General features: G+C 47.4%; 13 protein-coding genes and 1 pseudogene. 2 read left to right on the top strand and 12 right to left on the bottom strand.

Annotation, left to right across the window (positions count from 1 at the left end):
• Positions 1-45: 45 nt before the first annotated feature.
• The 5 genes and pseudogenes from aspS to PAV_RS14640 form a co-directional block, all read right to left on the bottom strand.
• Complete coding sequence (gene aspS, locus PAV_RS14655; protein ID WP_005547466.1) at positions 46-1866, bottom strand: aspartate--tRNA ligase; 1821 nt, start codon at positions 1864-1866, stop codon at positions 46-48.
• A 60-nt stretch (positions 1867-1926) separates the two neighbouring features.
• Positions 1927-3177, bottom strand: coding sequence for a histidine--tRNA ligase (gene hisS / locus PAV_RS14650; RefSeq protein ID WP_005547465.1), 1251 nt, complete (start codon positions 3175-3177; stop codon positions 1927-1929).
• Between the two features lie 702 nt (positions 3178-3879).
• Complete coding sequence (locus tag PAV_RS35290) at positions 3880-4023, bottom strand: hypothetical protein (RefSeq protein ID WP_005547463.1); 144 nt, start codon at positions 4021-4023, stop codon at positions 3880-3882.
• A 73-nt stretch (positions 4024-4096) separates the two neighbouring features.
• The gene (gene dtd / locus PAV_RS14645) at positions 4097-4543 is read right to left on the bottom strand and encodes a D-aminoacyl-tRNA deacylase (RefSeq protein ID WP_005547461.1); all 447 of its coding nucleotides are present in this window, start codon (positions 4541-4543) and stop codon (positions 4097-4099) included.
• Between the two features lie 168 nt (positions 4544-4711).
• Positions 4712-6890 (bottom strand): annotated as a pseudogene (locus PAV_RS14640) (RelA/SpoT family protein).
• Between the two features lie 356 nt (positions 6891-7246).
• Here PAV_RS14640 and uraA point away from each other — a divergent pair.
• On the top strand, positions 7247-8509 hold the full coding sequence (gene uraA, locus PAV_RS14635; RefSeq protein ID WP_005547458.1) for a uracil permease: 1263 nt from the start codon (positions 7247-7249) through the stop codon (positions 8507-8509).
• A gap of 99 nt (positions 8510-8608) precedes the next feature.
• Here uraA and PAV_RS14630 read toward each other — a convergent pair whose 3' ends face one another.
• The 6 genes from PAV_RS14630 to PAV_RS14605 form a co-directional block, all read right to left on the bottom strand.
• Positions 8609-9127, bottom strand: a complete 519-nt coding sequence (locus PAV_RS14630) for an adenine phosphoribosyltransferase (protein ID WP_005547456.1) — start codon at positions 9125-9127, stop codon at positions 8609-8611.
• A 39-nt stretch (positions 9128-9166) separates the two neighbouring features.
• Entirely contained in the window at positions 9167-11596 is a 2430-nt protein-coding gene (gene recJ, locus PAV_RS14625) for a single-stranded-DNA-specific exonuclease RecJ (RefSeq protein WP_005547455.1), read from the bottom strand.
• 19 nt (positions 11597-11615) lie between these two features.
• Positions 11616-12569, bottom strand: coding sequence for a cation diffusion facilitator family transporter (locus tag PAV_RS14620; protein WP_005547453.1), 954 nt, complete (start codon positions 12567-12569; stop codon positions 11616-11618).
• A gap of 141 nt (positions 12570-12710) precedes the next feature.
• The gene (secF, locus tag PAV_RS14615) at positions 12711-13622 is read right to left on the bottom strand and encodes a protein translocase subunit SecF (protein ID WP_005547451.1); all 912 of its coding nucleotides are present in this window, start codon (positions 13620-13622) and stop codon (positions 12711-12713) included.
• The gene (gene secD / locus PAV_RS14610) at positions 13612-14892 is read right to left on the bottom strand and encodes a protein translocase subunit SecD (RefSeq protein ID WP_005547448.1); all 1281 of its coding nucleotides are present in this window, start codon (positions 14890-14892) and stop codon (positions 13612-13614) included. The genes secF and secD overlap by 11 nt, the downstream gene beginning before the upstream one ends.
• A gap of 104 nt (positions 14893-14996) precedes the next feature.
• Positions 14997-15254, bottom strand: coding sequence for a post-transcriptional regulator (locus tag PAV_RS14605; RefSeq protein WP_005547446.1), 258 nt, complete (start codon positions 15252-15254; stop codon positions 14997-14999).
• A gap of 127 nt (positions 15255-15381) precedes the next feature.
• On the opposite strand from PAV_RS14605, the gene spoVB reads away from it, so the two are divergent.
• Positions 15382-17070, top strand: coding sequence for a stage V sporulation protein B (gene spoVB / locus PAV_RS14600; protein WP_005547443.1), 1689 nt, complete (start codon positions 15382-15384; stop codon positions 17068-17070).
• A gap of 2 nt (positions 17071-17072) precedes the next feature.
• Here the strand turns inward: spoVB and PAV_RS14595 are convergent, their stop codons facing one another.
• Positions 17073-17834, bottom strand: coding sequence for a YetF domain-containing protein (locus tag PAV_RS14595; RefSeq protein WP_005547441.1), 762 nt, complete (start codon positions 17832-17834; stop codon positions 17073-17075).
• Positions 17835-17970: the final 136 nt, after the last annotated feature.

Raw genomic sequence — 17970 nt, 5'->3', positions numbered from 1 at the left:
GATAGGAATTTCGGGCGAGGGGCGTTATGTGCTAACAGCTTCTTTTCAGCCGTCCGGCTTATTGCTCTTCGTTATTCTCTTGTGTCTTCTCTTCTTTTTCTTTTTCTTGTACGTCGACTTAATATGCAATACGTCCAACTGAGACCTATCAACGACGTTAGGCGCATCTGTCATCAAGTCTGTCGCACTTGCCGTTTTCGGGAATGCAATCGTTTCACGCAAGTTCGTACGACCTGCAAGCAGCATTACGAGACGATCCAAGCCAAACGCAATACCGCCATGCGGAGGCGTACCGTATTCAAAGGCATTCATCAAGAATCCGAATTTTTGCTGTGCTTCTTCTGGTGTGAAGCCAAGCGCCGCGAACATCTTCTCCTGTACATCCCGGTTGTAAATACGCATCGAACCACCGCCGATTTCATAGCCGTTCAAGACAAGGTCATAAGCTTGAGCGCGAATTTGACCTGGATCTGTATCGAACAATGCCAAGTCTTCGTCTTTCGGACGTGTGAACGGATGATGTTCAGCCACATAACGCTTCGCTTCTTCGTCATAGCCGAGCAATGGGAAATCAACAACCCAAGCGAACTTGAACACACTGTCATCAATCAGATTCAAGCGGCGGCCGATCAAGAGACGAAGGTTGCCGAGCACATCGTATACGACTTTACGCTTGTCCGCCGAGAAGAGCAGCAAGTCTCCTTCTTCTGCGCCTGTACGCTCACGAAGGGATGCGATTTCTTCCTCACTCATGAACTTCACGATTGGACCGCGGAATTCGCCGTCCTTCACTTGAATCCAAGCCAAGCCTTTTGCCCCGTAGCGTGCTGCAAACGGCGCCAAATCGTCAATGTCCTTGCGGCTCCATGTTCCGCAGCCTTTGGCATTCAGGACTTTTACAACGCCGCCCTTTTCGATCACTGACGCGAAGACCTTCACACCGCTGTTTTGTACGATATCGCACACATCCACAAGCTCAAGACCGAAGCGAAGATCCGGCTTATCGGAACCGTACTTCTCCATTGCGTCTTGATACGTAATGCGTTGGAATGGCGTAGGGATATCTACACCAACCGTTGTTTTAAACAAGCGAACCATCAATTGTTCCATCATCTCGTGCAATTGCTCGGTAGACATGAAGGACGTTTCGATGTCCACCTGAGTGAATTCTGGCTGACGGTCTGCACGCAAGTCCTCATCGCGGAAGCAGCGCGCAATTTGATAGTATCGCTCAACGCCGGATACCATAAGCAACTGCTTAAAGATTTGCGGAGATTGCGGCAGCGCGTAGAATTCGCCTGGATGCACACGGCTCGGTACCAAGTAGTCACGCGCACCTTCTGGCGTGATCATCGTCAAGATTGGTGTTTCTACATCGATGAATTCATTCTCTTCCAGGAAATCACGGAATACTTTCGTCGCTTTGGAACGAAGCATCAGCGTCTTCTGCATTTCCGGACGACGAAGATCCAAATAACGATATTTTAAGCGAAGGGATTCATCAATTTCGATACCGTCCTCAATGAAGAACGGTGGATTCTTCGCAGCATTCAAAATTTCAATTTCCGTTACACGAACTTCTACTTCGCCAGTTGGCAGGTTAGGGTTCACTGTTTCAGCATCACGCTCAACAACCGTACCGCGTACAGCAAGCACATATTCGTTGCGAGCACGATCTGCGATATCATGCGCTTCTTGAGAAAAATCTGGGTTAAATACGATTTGGACAAGACCACTTCTATCGCGCAAATCGATGAACAATACGCCTCCCAAGTCACGGCGACGTTGTACCCAACCATTCAGGGTAACCGTTTCACCAATTTGATCTCTTGTAATCTTTCCGCACTGATGCGTTTTGTACATCATAGGATGCACGCTCCTCACTTCAATATAGTCAGTCCATTAAACGAATGGAATCGAGCCTTGTTAAGCTCGTACGATCGCTTCAGCCAATTCTTCCAGCTTCACGAACTGCTGCTCGCCAGTAGCTAGGTTCTTCAATGCGATTTCACCGCGCGACAGCTCGTCGTCGCCGAGAATCCCTGCATATCGAGCCTGCATCCGGTCAGCAGACTTCATTTGCGCCTTCATCTTACGGCCTTGGTAGTCCTTCTCGGCGGCAATCCCGGCTGTACGCAATGCGTACAATACCTTCGTCACCTCATCCTCGGCCTGTTCACCCAAGCCGACAAGATAAATATCAAGCGGAGGCTGCTCATTGCAGGCAATGCCTTGCTTATCAAGCAGAAGCACAATTCGCTCCATCCCGATACCGAAGCCGATACCTGTCTGCTCAGGCCCGCCAATTTCAGAGACAAGACCGTTGTAGCGACCTCCGCCGCCTACGGTGTCAATTGCTCCAATACCTTGCGCTTTATATTCGAATGCCGTATGCGTGTAGTAATCCAACCCGCGTACAAGACGGTGGTTCACTTCATAATCAACGCCCATCGCCGTTAAATGCTGCTTCACCTTCTCAAAGTGTGTCGCGCACTCTTCGTCCAAGCTGTCTAGAATGGATGGTGCATTCGTGAACTTGTCCTGATCGACCTTACAGTCAAGCACACGCAGCGGATTACGCTCCATCCGGGACTGGCAATCCTTGCACAGCGTCTCCTTCATCGGCATCAGGAAGTCGAGCAAGCGCTCGCGGTAAGCCGCACGGCTTGGTTCGTTGCCGACAGAATTAATCTCGACGCGTACACCGCTTAAGCCAATATCTTTCATAAACTGATAGCCAAGCGCAACAATTTCGGCGTCTAAGCTAGGATCAACAGACCCGAAGGCCTCCACACCGAATTGGTGGAACTGGCGATAACGTCCCGCTTGCGGGCGTTCATACCGGAACATTGGACCAATGTAATACAGCTTCGTCAAGTCAGGGTCGCCATACAGCTTGTTCTCTACATACGAGCGAACTACGCCTGCTGTATTTTCCGGGCGCAGCGTCATGCTGCGGTCACCCTTATCACGGAACGTATACATTTCCTTTTCAACGATATCCGTTGTTTCACCAACACCGCGCTCAAACAACTCAGTCTGTTCGAAGATCGGAGTCCGGATTTCTTTAAAGTTAAAGCGGCGGCATATATCCCGAGCTTTTTGCTCGACCGTTTGCCAAATTTCAACCGTCCCTGGCAGCAAATCCTGCGTACCCGTAGGTTTTTGATATGCCATGAGCGCTAACCTCCTAATTGTTTTGTCTGTAAAATAAAAAATCTCCCGCCCCGCAAATGATTCATTTGCAAAGGGACGAGAGATGGTATGTTCCATTCACCCGTGGTGCCACCCACATTCCGCAATCGTAAGCATCAGTGCTCTAAAAACATGTGCACACAGATGTAATCTCCGATCACGCTTCATTCACGTGTAACGTACGTCATACGCCGTACGGCTACTAATTTGGACATCACTATTGTCCTAACACGAAAGCTTCGGTTCGATAAGTCCGATGCATTTCCGTTCGCCGCAGGTTCTCGAGGATGTCATTCATCCGTCCATCAGTAAGGTTCTTCCAGCCGTGGAACCTCTCTCTGCACATGTGGGTTCGAATTACTTGTTCCTGTCATCAAATCATCATTTTCATTTTACATGTAAAGTCGGAATATAAAGAACATTGTAATGATGTAGCACGCTAAAGTCAAGAAAAAACCTACATCACTGTAGGTTTATCAATAAGATATATTTTTAAAAGGGGGTCATGTCTGTTATTATAGGTATCCAATGTTAAAGAAACATGAAACAAAGATTACAATCAGATTACAAAAATAAAGCGCTTTATTTTTTCTATCTCCTCCGAAAACATACGCGCTCTAATGGGCACAGTGCATTATCCAGAAGTTTAGAAGTAAAGCTGAGATTGCAATTGGGCATGGGCCACTATCGCTTCACCCCTGCCCCATCCCGACGCATCGCTTGCCGATGCTCTTCCTCCTGCTGCAATGCCGCAGCGGATTCACGCATTGATTGCATTCCTGATAAACAACTATACTGTATTGCTAACTGATGCAATGACTGGCGCATCGAATCGCTCCTCTGCCTAGGACGTCAAATAAGTACATAAGTACCAGTCCTAGTATAGCCAGCCAGGAAGCTGTTATTCAGAGCGACTGTCGAGGACAAGCGTAACCGGCCCATCATTGATTAAATGCACGTCCATCATAGCGCCGAACTTCCCTGTCGCAACCTCTAAGCCAAGCGTGCGAAGGCGCTCATTGAACGAATCATACATGGGTTCTGCCTGCTCAGGACGAGCCGCTGCCATAAAGTTAGGACGTCTGCCCTTCCGGCAATCCCCGTACAATGTAAACTGCGACACCGACAAAATTTTGCCGTCTACGTCCTGCACAGAGCTGTTCATTTTCCCCGTTTCATCTTCAAAAATACGAAGACCTGCTAATTTTTCCGCCATCCATTCGATATCACGCTCTGTATCTTCATGAGTAATACCAACTAGCAGCATTAATCCATGCTCAATTCGGCCAACCGTTACTCCGTCAACATCTACATGCGCCTCTTTACAGCGCTGCACCACTACCTTCATATCGCTTCCTCCTTGTAATTCCGCCATACAATGCCAACCGAATACTGTTCTAACCATATAACTTCTATCGAAGCAATTTCATCGCTTGGCTTACCTGTTCATCTTGCAGATGCATCACAGTTTGTCTGCGCAATGTCAACTTCCCCTACATGACAAAAAGGCAGCGAATTATTGCATAATTCGCTGCACCGTATATACATCTTTTACTCGTTTAATCTTCTCCACTACAGATTGCAAATGATCCGTATTCCGAATCAAAATTGTCATATGAATCATTGCCAGCTTATTGCGGTCAGAACGACCGGATACCGCCGCAATATTTGTCTTGCTTTCCGACACAGCCTGCAGCACTTCATTCAGGAAGCCGCGACGATCCATGCCTGTTATTTCAATATCGACACTGTAGTTCGCCTCAGCAGACTCTCCCCACTCTACATCAATCATGCGCGCAGCGTCTTCGCCGTCGGTTGTTGATACGACGTTCACGCAATCCGCACGATGAACGGATACGCCTCTCCCCCGGGTTACATAACCTACAATGTCATCACCCGGCACAGGATTGCAGCATCTTGCAAAGCGGACAAGAAGATTATCGATGCCCTTGACCGTAATTCCGTGAGTCGGCCGATGTTTGCGAACCGGCTCCTTCTTCACTTCCTTCACTTCATGCGTCAATTCAATCTGATTTGCTTCCTCGGCCTCTTTGCGCATCTTCTCTGTCATACGCGTACAGACCTGCGCTGCAGTTATCCCACTGAAACCGACAGCAGACATCATATCCTCAATATCGTTGAAGTTGAATTTCTTAGCTGCTTCCATCAACTTCTCATCGCACATCCATACGAATGGCTCGAGTCCAAGACGCTTCAGCTCACGCTCAATCGCTTCCCGGCCCTTCTGCACATTTTCTTCCCGCTTCTCCTTCTTGAACCACTGCTTAATCTTGGAGCGCGCATGTGAGGACTGGGCAATCTTAATCCAGTCTGGGCTAGGCCCATAGGAATGCTTCGAAGTCAAGATTTCAACAATATCTCCGGTCTTTAGCTGATGATCTAGCGGTACAATCCGCCCATTCACCTTCGCACCGATTGTCCGATTTCCGACCTCTGTATGGATACGGAATGCAAAATCAAGCGGTACAGATCCGGCAGGAAGCTCAATGACTTCCCCCTTAGGCGTAAATACGAATACGAGATCTGAGAAGAAATCCATTTTAAGCGACTCAACAAATTCCTGAGCATCCTTGGTTTCCTGCTGCAAATCCAAGATCTCACGCAGGAAGTGCATCTTCTCTTCAAAGCTGCCGCCAATCGTACCATTTCCTTCTTTGTAAGCCCAGTGAGCCGCGATACCATACTCAGCCGTACGGTGCATATCCCAGGTGCGAATCTGCACTTCTGTTGGCTCGCCCGTAGGCCCAATGACCGTGGTATGCAAGGATTGGTACATATTCGTCTTCGGCATCGCAATATAATCTTTGAAGCGACCCGGCATCGGCTTCCACAATGTGTGGATAATCCCCAAGGTCGCGTAACAGTCTTTAATATTGTCGACGATAATTCGAATCGCAAGCAAGTCATAGATTTCATTAAATTGCTTGCTCTTCGCCGTCATTTTTGTACACACTATAAATATGTTTTGGACGTCCAGACAAGTCAGCCGTAATGCCCATCTCATCAAGCTTTTCCTTAATTCGGGAAATGACATCCGAAATATATTGCTCTCGCTCTGCCCGCTTCTTATGCATTAAATTGGCAATGCGATAATACTGCTGCGGATTCAAATATCGAAGCGCAATGTCCTCCATCTCCCATTTGATCGCGGAAATACCGAGACGATGCGCAATCGGACAAAAGATTTCCAGCGTTTCGTATGCAATCCGACGCTGACTTTCCTCCGACTGATATTTGAGCGTTCTCATATTATGGAGTCTGTCCGCAAGCTTAATCACGATGACTCGAATATCATTCGCCATAGCTACGAACATTTTGCGATAGTTTTCATTTTGCTGCTCTTCTTTGGAGCGGAATTGAATGCGTTCCAGCTTCGTCAGTCCGTCAACGAGCATCGCGCATGTTTCCCCGAATTTAGCACGCACTTCCTCCAGGGATACGGATGTATCCTCGACGACATCATGCAGCAAGGCGGCAACGACAGAGGTAGGATCCATCTGCATGCCTACGACAATGTCTGCAACAGCCAGCGGATGCAATATATAAGGTTCACCAGATTTCCGGACTTGTCCGGTATGCGCTTTGTCCGCAAAATCGTATGCTTCGCGGATGCGATCGAGATCCGGTTCTTTCATATAGGTCGCAGCTTTCTCAATTAATTGCTCGATACCCATTGGAGTCGACTCGGTTCCTTTCTTCATCCGGGGGCACCTCCCCTAGATTACAGAGTATCCTATAATTATGCCTTTATTCGGTGTCACTCGTCAATGGTTTCCGATCTTCATCGTTCATAGATCTTGCTTATATATGTCGAAATTTGTAGATTATTCTCGAATTTTATGGGCATTTGACGTTTTTTTATGCAAAACGAGTAAAATGTTGTTGAAATGAAGGGGCCTTAACCTGTAAATTATATAGTTGGGTCTGTAAGCGGTAGTTCAAAAAGTCCATTTTGATTACAAACTTTTGAACATTGATTGTAAAACCCGTCCCTATCACAACTACATATCTGAAAAAGGAGTGCATTCGCTTGCAACGCGAAATTCAAGTGCATGAAAAACCTGGCTTCGCTCCAGGACTGCTGCTAAGCATTCAACATTTGTTCGCCATGTTCGGCTCAACCGTGCTCGTACCTAACCTGTTCGGAGTCGATCCAGGGATTGTGCTGCTGATGAACGGGCTAGGCACATTATTCTATCTCATACTGTGCCGCGGTATGATTCCCGCTTATTTGGGATCCAGCTTCGCCTTCATTTCGCCGGTCTTAGTTGTTCTCGCTGGTCATGCGGAGAACTATGCGCAAGCATTGGGCGGCTTTATCGTATCGGGCATTATATTTATCCTGGTGTCCCTCATTGTCAAAATGGCAGGCACCCGCTGGCTTGACGTATTGTTCCCCCCTGCAGCGATGGGCGCCATTGTTGCGGTTATCGGATTGGAACTTGTACCGGTTGCAGCCAACATGTCTGGCTTCATTCCTGCGGGCCCAGATGCCGCGTTGGATGGAAAAGCGGTAACGCTCGCATTGATCACATTGGGTGTAACCGTAATCGGCAATGTCATGTTCCGTGGATTTTTCAAAATAATCCCGATACTGATCGGCATTATTTCTGGTTATGTATCAGCTTACTTTATGGGCTACGTGAATATGGATAAGGTCGTTGAAGCATCATTTATCTCACTGCCTACGATTACAACTCCAGAATGGAATATGACTGCCATACTTACTATCGTTCCAGCAGCGCTCGTCGTTGTCGTGGAGCATATCGGTCACTTGATGGTAACGAGCAACATTGTTGGCAAAGACTTATCCAAGGAGCCTGGTCTGCACCGCTCCTTGCTTGGCAACGGAATATCGACGGTCATTTCCGGATTCTTCGGTTCTACACCAAATACAACATACGGTGAAAATATCGGCGTTATGGCGCTGACTCGCGTCTATTCGGTCTGGGTTATCGGCGGCGCTGCTGTATTTGCGGTAATCCTGTCGTTTTTCGGCAATGTATCCGCACTAATTGCGAACATTCCAGTTCCCGTTATGGGCGGCGTTTCCCTGCTCTTGTTCGGGGTCATTGCCGCATCCGGTCTCCGCGTTCTGGTGGACTCGAAGGTTGACTTCAGCAAGCCGAAAAACCTGCTGCTGACAACACTCGTCATTGTCATCGGTATCAGCGGTGCCAAGCTACAGTTCGGTGCTGTAGAATTGAAAGGGATGGCGCTTGCAACTGTGCTCGCGATCGTACTGAACGTGTTCTTCATCATTTTGGACAAGCTGCATCTGTCTAACGAATAATATGAATGCAAAAATCCCCTTGCTCACCAAATCTCCATCCTGTAACGGATGAAGAAGGTAACAAGGGGATTTTTATGACTTTTTTGTCAGTTATGCATATTAATATTTCACAAGAGAAATAATGTCGATATCCTCGCCCAATTTTTCACGGCCGTTCAAATGACTGAGCTCAATCAAGAAAACTGCACCAACCACTTCCCCGCCCAATTGACGAACAAGGTCGATCGACGATTTGATTGTTCCGCCTGTCGCAAGCAGATCATCAGCGATGAGCACTTTTTGGCCAGGCTGAATCGCGTCTTTGTGCATAGCCAGCTTATCCTTGCCATACTCCAGATCATAGCCAACCTCAATTGTCTCACCCGGAAGCTTGCCGCTTTTACGAATCGGAATGAAGCCAGCACCGATAGACAACGCCAATGGAGCGCCTACTACGAAGCCGCGAGCTTCTGGTCCTGCTACGAGATCAACTTGTTTGTCCTTTACGAGTTCATGCATCGCTTCAATTGTCTTCTTGTATGCTTGACCGTCCTTGAGCAATGTCGTAATATCCTTGAAGCTGATGCCTGGCTGCGGGAAATCAGGAATCACCCGAATATACTGTTTTAATTCTTCCATGTAAAAATCCTCCTTCATAATCATCCAACTTAAATATCGTTACTTGTAACGCGCTTCATCCCAATATGACCATAGCCATGCTGCCAATTCTTCAGTAACCGGCTCATACCAGCGACTTTCCCATGCAGCTGCGGTCATCCAATCCTGATAGCGCTGTGATTGTTCAAGTGATGTACGGTTCGGCTGCTGTACAATGCTGTAAACGGTATTGTGCGTAGAAGATGTACATGTAATAAAGTCCAATTCCTTGAACACTTCCATCAGCATCAGCAGTTCTCGTTCATTCATGCGCAATCGCTTCGCAAGCGAAGACTGTGTGGACTTCTCCATATTCCAAGAGCCGATCCGCTTGAGCTCGGTATATGCGTAGCCCATTCGATCACGGCTTGGCGTGAACAGTCGTCCGCCTTCCGGCTGTCGAGGGAGAATGGCATATATTCTGCCTACGTTCGGGAGCTGCTCCGCCAGCCGCTTCAACTCCCACTCGGATGGAGGGATGCTGCACAGCACCAACTCATGAATATGCTTAGACATATTCCCGAGCATCGATTTATCCGCTGTCCATCCCCAAGAGCTCGGTATTACAGTTGGCCCTTCTAATTCATCACTGTATAGCCACACGAACGGTTCGGCGGCATATACACCTGCTTGTTCCCGTGTCATGAGCAGTGCGCTAGTTTGCGGTTCATCCTGCTCCAATGTTCTTGCCAGCTCTATCGCCGATTCAAGCGGACGCGCTGTCGATCGGTGATCGAATAGCTGTCGTTTCGTGATGCGGATATCCTGCATCATCAGCTGTGGCTTGCGCTGTCCATTCCATTCATTGATTGACAGCTCCCCAAGCACATCAGCTTGTACATCAGTGGCAATCCGGTGAGACAGTGCCCCTTTGTGAAAAGCCACCGCATCCAATGTAGCACGCTCTTTGCCTAACATCAACTTTAAATGTTGTCCTTCTTTCCCCATTGTGCGCTTGTCACGCACTACCGCGTTGCGAATGACCACACGGGGACTAGGATTGCCCATTCCAAATGGAGCGAGACGGTCTAGCTGTTCAATGACTTCCAGCGGCACATCTGCAAGTTCACATTCCGCATCGACTTCCGTGCAAGGAATATAGTCCTCTTCCGTCAGCTTATCCGCCGCCATCTGGTTCAAGCTCTCCTCCAGCGCAGACAGTCGGTCTCGATGCAGCGTCATGCCAGCAGCAGCTTGGTGTCCGCCAAAATGTTCGAACACTTCTGCGCAATCTGTCATCGCTTCATACAAATCAAAACCTGCAATTGAGCGAGCCGATCCCTTGCATAAACCAGATTCTTCATCAATCCCAAGCACGAAGGTAGGCCGATAGTATCTTTCAACTATTTTGGAAGCGACAATGCCGATAACCCCGACATTCCAGCCTTCTGCTGCAAGAACGATAACATTCGGAATTTCTCCCGTATCTGCCATTTTCTCTGACAGCAGCACCTCTGCTTCCTTCACGATGCTTTCGACGATCTTCTGACGCTCCTTATTCAATCGATCCAGTTCCGTTGCATAAGCAATAGCCGTCTCGTCATCATCAGCCGTCAATAGCTGCACTGCAATATCCGCGTGATCGAGCCGGCCGCTTGCATTAATGCGCGGAGCCATCGAGAAGGCAATGCTTGTCGATGTTACATCTTTCGGATCTATCGCTCCAATTGTCATCAAGGCGCGAATGCCCGCATATTGCGATCGCTTCATGCGATTCAGCGCTTCTTGTAAAATGACCCGGTTTTCTCCAAGCAGCGGCATTAAGTCGGCTACCGTCCCAATAGCAACAAGCTCCAGCCATTGCTGCGGCACCTCACCTATAAGCGCATGCGCCAGCTTGAAGGCAACACCTACACCTGCCAGTCCCTTAAATGGGTAAGGGCAATACGGAAGCTTAGGGTTAACGAGAGCGTATGCTTCAGGCAGCTGCTCAGGAGGCTCGTGATGATCCGTTATGACGACATCGATGCCAAGCTCCTTTGCATAAGCCACCTGCTCAACAGCGCTTATTCCGGTATCTACCGTGACGATAAGCGTACAGCCTTGCGCCTTCGCATCATCAATCGCCCCATTGTTCAGTCCGTAGCCTTCATTGGCACGGTGCGGGATATAATAATCAAAGTTCGCCTTTAGCTCCCTCATGAGAAAAATCATGAGCGAGGTGCTCGATACGCCGTCCGCATCATAATCGCCATAAATTCGGATTTTCTCCCCGTTTTTCAGCGCCCGTTGTATCCGTTCCACCGCTTCTACCATCCCTGCCATGAGGAACGGGTCATGCAGGTGGTTGACATCAGCATATAAAAACTGATGGATCTGCTCCGCAGTGTCAATCCCGCGTACGACCATCATACGAGCCAGCAATGGTGAAATGTTGGCCTCTTCGGCTAATTGACTCACACGCTCGTCTGACGTTTCCGCGCAAATCCACCGTGAACGTGGATGAAGCATTCCTTCTCTCCTTTATTCCTTATTGCAGCAATGTGGATGTATCCTCGCCGACACGCGCTTCCTGTGGTCGATAAGGGAATCCGGGATCAAATGGATTCACATGCACGAATACATCTGCCACATGAATAAACCGCTGCATTAAATGTTTTTTGACTCGCTTGGCGACTGTATGTCCTTCCGCCACAGTCAAGCGAGGATTGACGCTAATTTTGACATCTACAATGACGTAATGCCCATGCTCACGGGCCCGCAGCTCATCGATAGTTATGACCCCATCGACTGACTGCACGGCACGAATGAGCGGATTCGCATCTTCGTCATGCAGCACATGATCCATTGTCGAGTGTATGGAATCAAGCACAAGCCGATAACCCATTCTCAGGACAAGCAGAGCCACTACAGCGCCTGCCACCGGATCCATATACAGCAACCAGCCGATTCCCAGCTTCCCGCCTATCATCGCTGCGCCAACACCAGCCAGCGCTGCTATGGATGAATATACATCGGAGCGATGCTCCCATGCATTGGCAATCAGTGCCTGCGAAGACAATCGCTTTCCTAATCGGAATTTATATTGGAACATGCCTTCCTTCACTGCAATAGACAAAATAATAGCTGCTAGTGCATACCATTCCGGCACGACGACACTCCCATGCCATATGGACTTCACTGCCGAAATAGCTAATTCGATGCCGACAACTAATAGCAATACCGATACTACTATCGCAGCAATCGTTTCGGCTTTCCCGTGACCATACGGATGATCCTTGTCTGGAGGCCGCTTAGCCGCCTTCAAGCCGACTAGAACAGCAAATGAGCCTGCTACATCTGAGGCGGAATGAAAAGCATCTGCGATCAGCGCCTGACTCCCGGAAAAAAAACCAGCAATTCCCTTGACTCCAGCTAATAAGATGTTCCCGATAATTCCTACCCAGGCTCCCATCTCCGCCTTGGCAAATCGATCAGTAGACATGCAGCATCCCTCGTTTGGTCATCATAGTGATCATGGCGGCTTACACAACGCCAAAACCGCGTCACAAACGGACGCGGCTTTATCGTATGTTTCTTAACTCCAGATTATGAGAGAAAAGAAAACAAATGGGTTCTTAACGCATTACTTCGCTTCCTGCGGTTTAGCAGCAGCTTTTGGCTTCTTGTTTTCCTTGTTCTTTAGTACGACCCACAATGGGCTCGCAATGAAGATAGAGGAGTAAGCACCAAAGCCGAGTCCGAACAAGATCGCAAGTGAGAACATCCGAATAGACTCACTGCCGAAGATGAACAAGCAGAGCGCCGTTACCAATACGGTCAATACCGTGTTGATGGAACGGGTCAGCGTTTGGTAAATACTATCATTTACCAAGTGAGCCAAGTCGTCCATGCTCTTGATCTTTGAGAACCGCAAGTTTTCCCGAATCCGGTCAAAAATAACGATCGTGTCGTTAATGGAATAACCGATAATCGTCAGCACCGCAATAATGAATGGGAGCGTGACCTCCAATCGGAAGATAGAGAACAAGCTGATAACCATAAAAGCATCATGCAGCAGGGCGACTACCGCAGATACGGCAAAGCGCCATTCAAAGCGAATGCTGACATAAATAATAATGCCGATACTCGCAATCAATACAGCAAGCAGTGCATTACGTTGCAATTCACGCGCAATTTCTACATCAACCGTATTGACTTCCATCGAAGAGCCTTGATCGAGCTTCTTCATATCAGCTTTGAACTGCTTCTCATGCTGTTCATCAAGAACCTCTGTGAAACGGATGGTAATACGCTCCGTCCCCATTGTGATCGTAGGTTCTTTTTTGAAATTATACGTTTTCAGCAGATCTTCCACCTGTGACTTCTCAATTTTTTTGGTCAGGTTGATATCCACATTCGTACCAGAGCTGAAATCAACACCATAGTTCAATCCGAATATCGATAGAGACAACGCACCGAGAATGGTAATCACGATCGAGAAGATAAAGAAATATTTACTCTGATGAACAAAGTTGAATGTTCCTTTAAAGCGCACGGATTTCACTCTCCTTTACGCCGAAATATCCTGGCTTGCTCAATAGCTTCGATTTCGCAAGCAGATGCAGGAACACACGAGATAAAAATACGTTTGTAAAGATACTGCAGATAACCGTCATCATCAAGATAAGTGCAAAGCCTTTAACAGAGCTTTCACCCATAATGTACATAACGACACCCGCAATAATGGTTGTTACGTTCGCATCCATAATCGTTCTGAACGAGTTCTTGGAACCTGCCTTGAGAGCAGAGTTAATCGACTTGCCGCTGCGCAGCTCCTCTTTGATCCGTTCATAGGTAATAATGTTCGCATCGACTGCCATACCAAGACCGAGAATGAACGCTGCAATCCCCGGCAATGTCAATGTAATGTCAGCCAGCCAGAACAACACGAGCAGAAGCCACGTGAACAAGATGAGCGAGAAGCTCGCAATTACCCCTGGCAAACGGTAGACTAGAAGCATGAACACGAGAATGAGTGCCGATCCGATCAATCCGGCTTTCACCGTTTGTTCCAACGATAGCTTACCAAGTGTAGCAGCTACACTTTGCGAATATTTCTCGGTCAGCTTCAGCGGCAATGCGCCGAGGTTAATCGTATCGCGAAGCTCATTTGCTTCTTCATTCGTGCGTTGACCCGTAATCGTTGCTTCGCCACCTGGAATCTCGTAGTTGACAGCAGGATCAGAAATCATTTGCTCGTCCATGTAAATAGCGAGATGATTGCGGGCTTTAGCAGGGTCAGGATCTGCAAGTGAAGCAAGTCTCTTCGTAATCTCAGAGAATTTCTTCGCATCCTTCAGCTTGATTGCTACGATCGGACGTTGCAAATCATCAAACACGACGCTAGCGCCGCCTTCTTTGAAGTCTGTACCTTGCAACTCAATTTTGCAATAATCCGTTGCATTTTTACAGCCATCGCTGCTGCGGAACGTCAATACAGAAGGTTCCTTCAATTTTTTACGCACTTCTTCTTCATTTTTCACATCGGCCAGCTTGACGCGAATCCGATCCGAACCTTCAATCGTAATTTCTGGTTCGCTAGTACCTTGAGCATCAATACGCTTACCCAAGCTCTTTGCCGTTTGTTTCATCGCCTCATTTGTAATTTTCCCACCCGACTCAAGCGGCGATGCTTGATACAATATTTCAAAGCCGCCTTTCAAATCGAGTCCAAGACGTATGTTGTTGACGATCGAAGGGCTTGTCCATAAAATGACGCCTAGCGAAACGACAACGATGAGCAGGAATGCGATCACCCTTTTCATATCGTCCCTAGTCCCCTTTCATATTCAATATTCCTATTATATCGGCGCTTATTTTTCGAGTCAATTTTAAGAGTCATGGCAAAAAACATAAAAAAGGCCTCGCCTTATAAAAAAGGAGAGCCCCGATATGCGGCAATTGTCATATAATTCATGAATTGCGTTGCTTTCAGCGATAAAATATCATTCACAACTTTATGCAGCGCCGGCTCACTTCCGCTTTTTACATATTTCGAACTTACACACTCCCATACATCTTTTCCGGTAACATGCTCGTATCCAATAAGACGAAGCTCTTCTGCTTTGCTTTCACAGCACAGCTCAATTGCCTCAATACGATCTGCATCACTAATCAGTTCTGTCATGCCGCTTAACTCCCTTCTCCTCGTCAGACATAATTCGACCTGCCCTTTATAAATTCCTGCTAACGCTGAGCTCCAAAGGCTGAAAAATCTCTATCATGTATCCGGTATGGTTTGTGGACAACCGCATATGAATGATATTGGGCGGCAATCATGCGCTGAAGTTCGCGTGAGAAGAGGGATACCATTGTTAAAATCTACTTTACAAAAGCAAACATTTATTCAAGGCACACTTATTTTATTGGCTGCTGGCATTGTTAACCGTATCCTAGGATTTATCCCGCGCATTATGCTGCCTCGCATCATCGGTGCAGAGGGCGTTGGTATTTATCAACTTGGATACCCTTTCCTAATCGTGATCATTACCCTAATTACAGGTGGGATTCCCCTTGCAGTGGCCAAGCTTATCGCCGAAGCAGATGCCGTGGGCGATCAGCAGCGGGTAAAACGGATACTGTCATTGGCACTTAAAATAACAATTGGTGCCTCTATTGTATTTTCAGCAGCTCTTCTGATCCTTGCACCATGGATTACAACACACGTCTTAACTGACAGCAGGGTGTATTATACGTTTTTAGTAATGACTCCGATTATCATCGTTATCGCTGCCTCATCCGTGTTTCGCGGCTACTTCCAAGGCATGCAGAATATGATACCAACCGCAACCTCTCAGGTGGTAGAGACCATTATTCGAATTTTCACGGTTATTGCATTTGCTTATATATGCTTGCCGTATGGCTTGGAATGGGCAGCTGCAGGCGCCATGGCAGGTGTCGTGATTGGGGAAATCGGAGGATTTGCAGTTCTGGCATGGATGTATTACACATCTCGGAGACGTAGTACGAACAGTACATCCGAGCCTACAGATATGGTTTTGAAACCCGCTAAAAATGGACATGCACCAACTGCCCCTCCGCCAAACGTCCTTCGACGCTTGTTGCAAATTACCCTCCCTGTTACAGGAGGAAAGCTCGTCGGATCTCTGTCATATTTATTGGAATCGATCACGATCGCACGCAGCCTCGCTGCCGCTGGTGTCATTACCGCAATTGCCACTGCCCAATACGGGGCGCTTCAAGGTATGATTATTCCTATCCTAACATTGCCGGGAGCCCTTACTTATTCTCTTGCCGTGTCACTCGTTCCCGCCTTATCTGAGGCGTTGGGCCGCAATGATACCATTACGATCCAGAAGCGTATTCATCAAGCCGTTCGGCTTGCACTTGTAAGCGGAGCTCCTTTTGCCGTTGTTATGTTTGTACTGGCCGTTCCCTTGTGCGCTCTGCTTTACAATGACGCAACAGTTGCCCCTATGCTGAAATGGATGGCCCCTGTTGCCATTTTCATTTATTTGCAGGCGCCGCTTCAAGCTGCTCTCCAAGCATTGGAGCGCCCTGGAACAGCTCTCGTCAATACATTTATAGGAGCCATCCTTAAAATTGGGCTAATTCTATGGCTTGCCTCAAATCCACAACTCGGCATAACAGGCGCGGTCATTGCCATTAATGTGAATATCGTTGTCGTTACAACTTTACATGCATTCAGTGTAGTTCGTCATATCGGCCTTAAGCTTCCCTGGATGGACTTTATTAAGGTTGGAGCCGCGATGGTGATTACTGCTGGTTGTATCCAAGCCGTTTATATCCATTTGTCCAGCTCTACGGATGAGCATATTTTGCTTCGGTTTATTCTTTCATGCATAGTAGGGATTATTGTTTATATTTTACTGCTCATACTAATGAAATTAATTAACCGCAGCGATATTGCCCGTTTCCCGATCTTTCGTCGATTCTTTCCACCTAAGCCCGATCCAAAATAAGGTTATTGTTTCATTTTACTTGGGTTGCTATCGACGTAGATATTTCCTTTGTGGTCAATGGAGCAAAAGAAAACTTGCTTAAAATCATGAGCGCCTTTTTGCTGAATTTGATTTTTTAGCCAAAATCGTGTCTTGTCAATGCTATGCAAATTGTGATCTTGAACCTTGCCCTCCATAATGAGCGGCAATGGAAGTGAAGTAAAACGATAGTTCTGTGCTTCGGGCAGGGCGGGCTTGGCGTTGGATGACTTACTTTGCTTTTGCCCCTCCTGCTTATTTGCGTCAGCACCTGACGAATTTTGCTGTGATTCATCCTTGCTCACCTCAAATATTGACAATTCCCCCGTAGATTCCAAAATGGCATAGGCCACATCATTGATGTTGTCGATTCCTTGCCCTCGAAGCTGCAGCATTAAATCATCCAAATTGTATCGCTGTTTTTTCATCGTCTCCTGTTGCAGCACTCCATTTGCGATAATAATGCTCGGAGTTCCGTCAAATACTTCTCGCATTTTCGGACTTTTCAACGTCACAAAGGCCAGCGTAACTTGAATAACCGTCAGCACTATAATAGGTGCAAATTCCACAAGGATAGGGCGTTCAGAATCATCAATCGTCATAACTGCAATATCTGCTATCATGATCGAAATAACGAGGTCAGATACAGACAACTTGCCAATTTCACGCTTGCCCATTACACGAAGAACGATAAAAACCGCAAAATACATTAATATTGTACGAAAAATGACGGTCCAAATATCCATATGTAACGCCTCCTTCGCTGCCGATTGTCGGATTACGATAGTCGCATTCATTGGTATTCTGACCGCCATGATCGTGAAGCATACTGCTTCATTGTTATCGAATTGTTCCCATCCTGTATCTTACAACTCTTCCTGT

It is taken from the genome of Paenibacillus alvei DSM 29 (assembly GCF_000293805.1).
GTDB classification, from domain to species: Bacteria; Bacillota; Bacilli; order Paenibacillales; family Paenibacillaceae; genus Paenibacillus_B; species Paenibacillus_B alvei.
Note: the sequence above shows the minus strand (reverse complement) of the source record. Positions and strands in the feature narration are given on the sequence as shown.

Coding starts and splice junctions, on each gene's coding strand:
- aspS (WP_005547466.1), bottom strand. CDS start 1,866: ATGATGTACAAAACGCATCAGTGCGGAAAGATTACAAGAGATCAAATT.
- hisS (WP_005547465.1), bottom strand. CDS start 3,177: ATGGCATATCAAAAACCTACGGGTACGCAGGATTTGCTGCCAGGGACG.
- PAV_RS35290 (WP_005547463.1), bottom strand. CDS start 4,023: ATGCGCCAGTCATTGCATCAGTTAGCAATACAGTATAGTTGTTTATCA.
- dtd (WP_005547461.1), bottom strand. CDS start 4,543: ATGAAGGTAGTGGTGCAGCGCTGTAAAGAGGCGCATGTAGATGTTGAC.
- PAV_RS14630 (WP_005547456.1), bottom strand. CDS start 9,127: ATGGAAGAATTAAAACAGTATATTCGGGTGATTCCTGATTTCCCGCAG.
- recJ (WP_005547455.1), bottom strand. CDS start 11,596: ATGCTTCATCCACGTTCACGGTGGATTTGCGCGGAAACGTCAGACGAG.
- PAV_RS14620 (WP_005547453.1), bottom strand. CDS start 12,569: ATGTCTACTGATCGATTTGCCAAGGCGGAGATGGGAGCCTGGGTAGGA.
- secD (WP_005547448.1), bottom strand. CDS start 14,892: ATGAAAAGGGTGATCGCATTCCTGCTCATCGTTGTCGTTTCGCTAGGC.
- PAV_RS14605 (WP_005547446.1), bottom strand. CDS start 15,254: ATGACAGAACTGATTAGTGATGCAGATCGTATTGAGGCAATTGAGCTG.
- spoVB (WP_005547443.1), top strand. CDS start 15,382: ATGAATGATATTGGGCGGCAATCATGCGCTGAAGTTCGCGTGAGAAGA.
- PAV_RS14595 (WP_005547441.1), bottom strand. CDS start 17,834: ATGGATATTTGGACCGTCATTTTTCGTACAATATTAATGTATTTTGCG.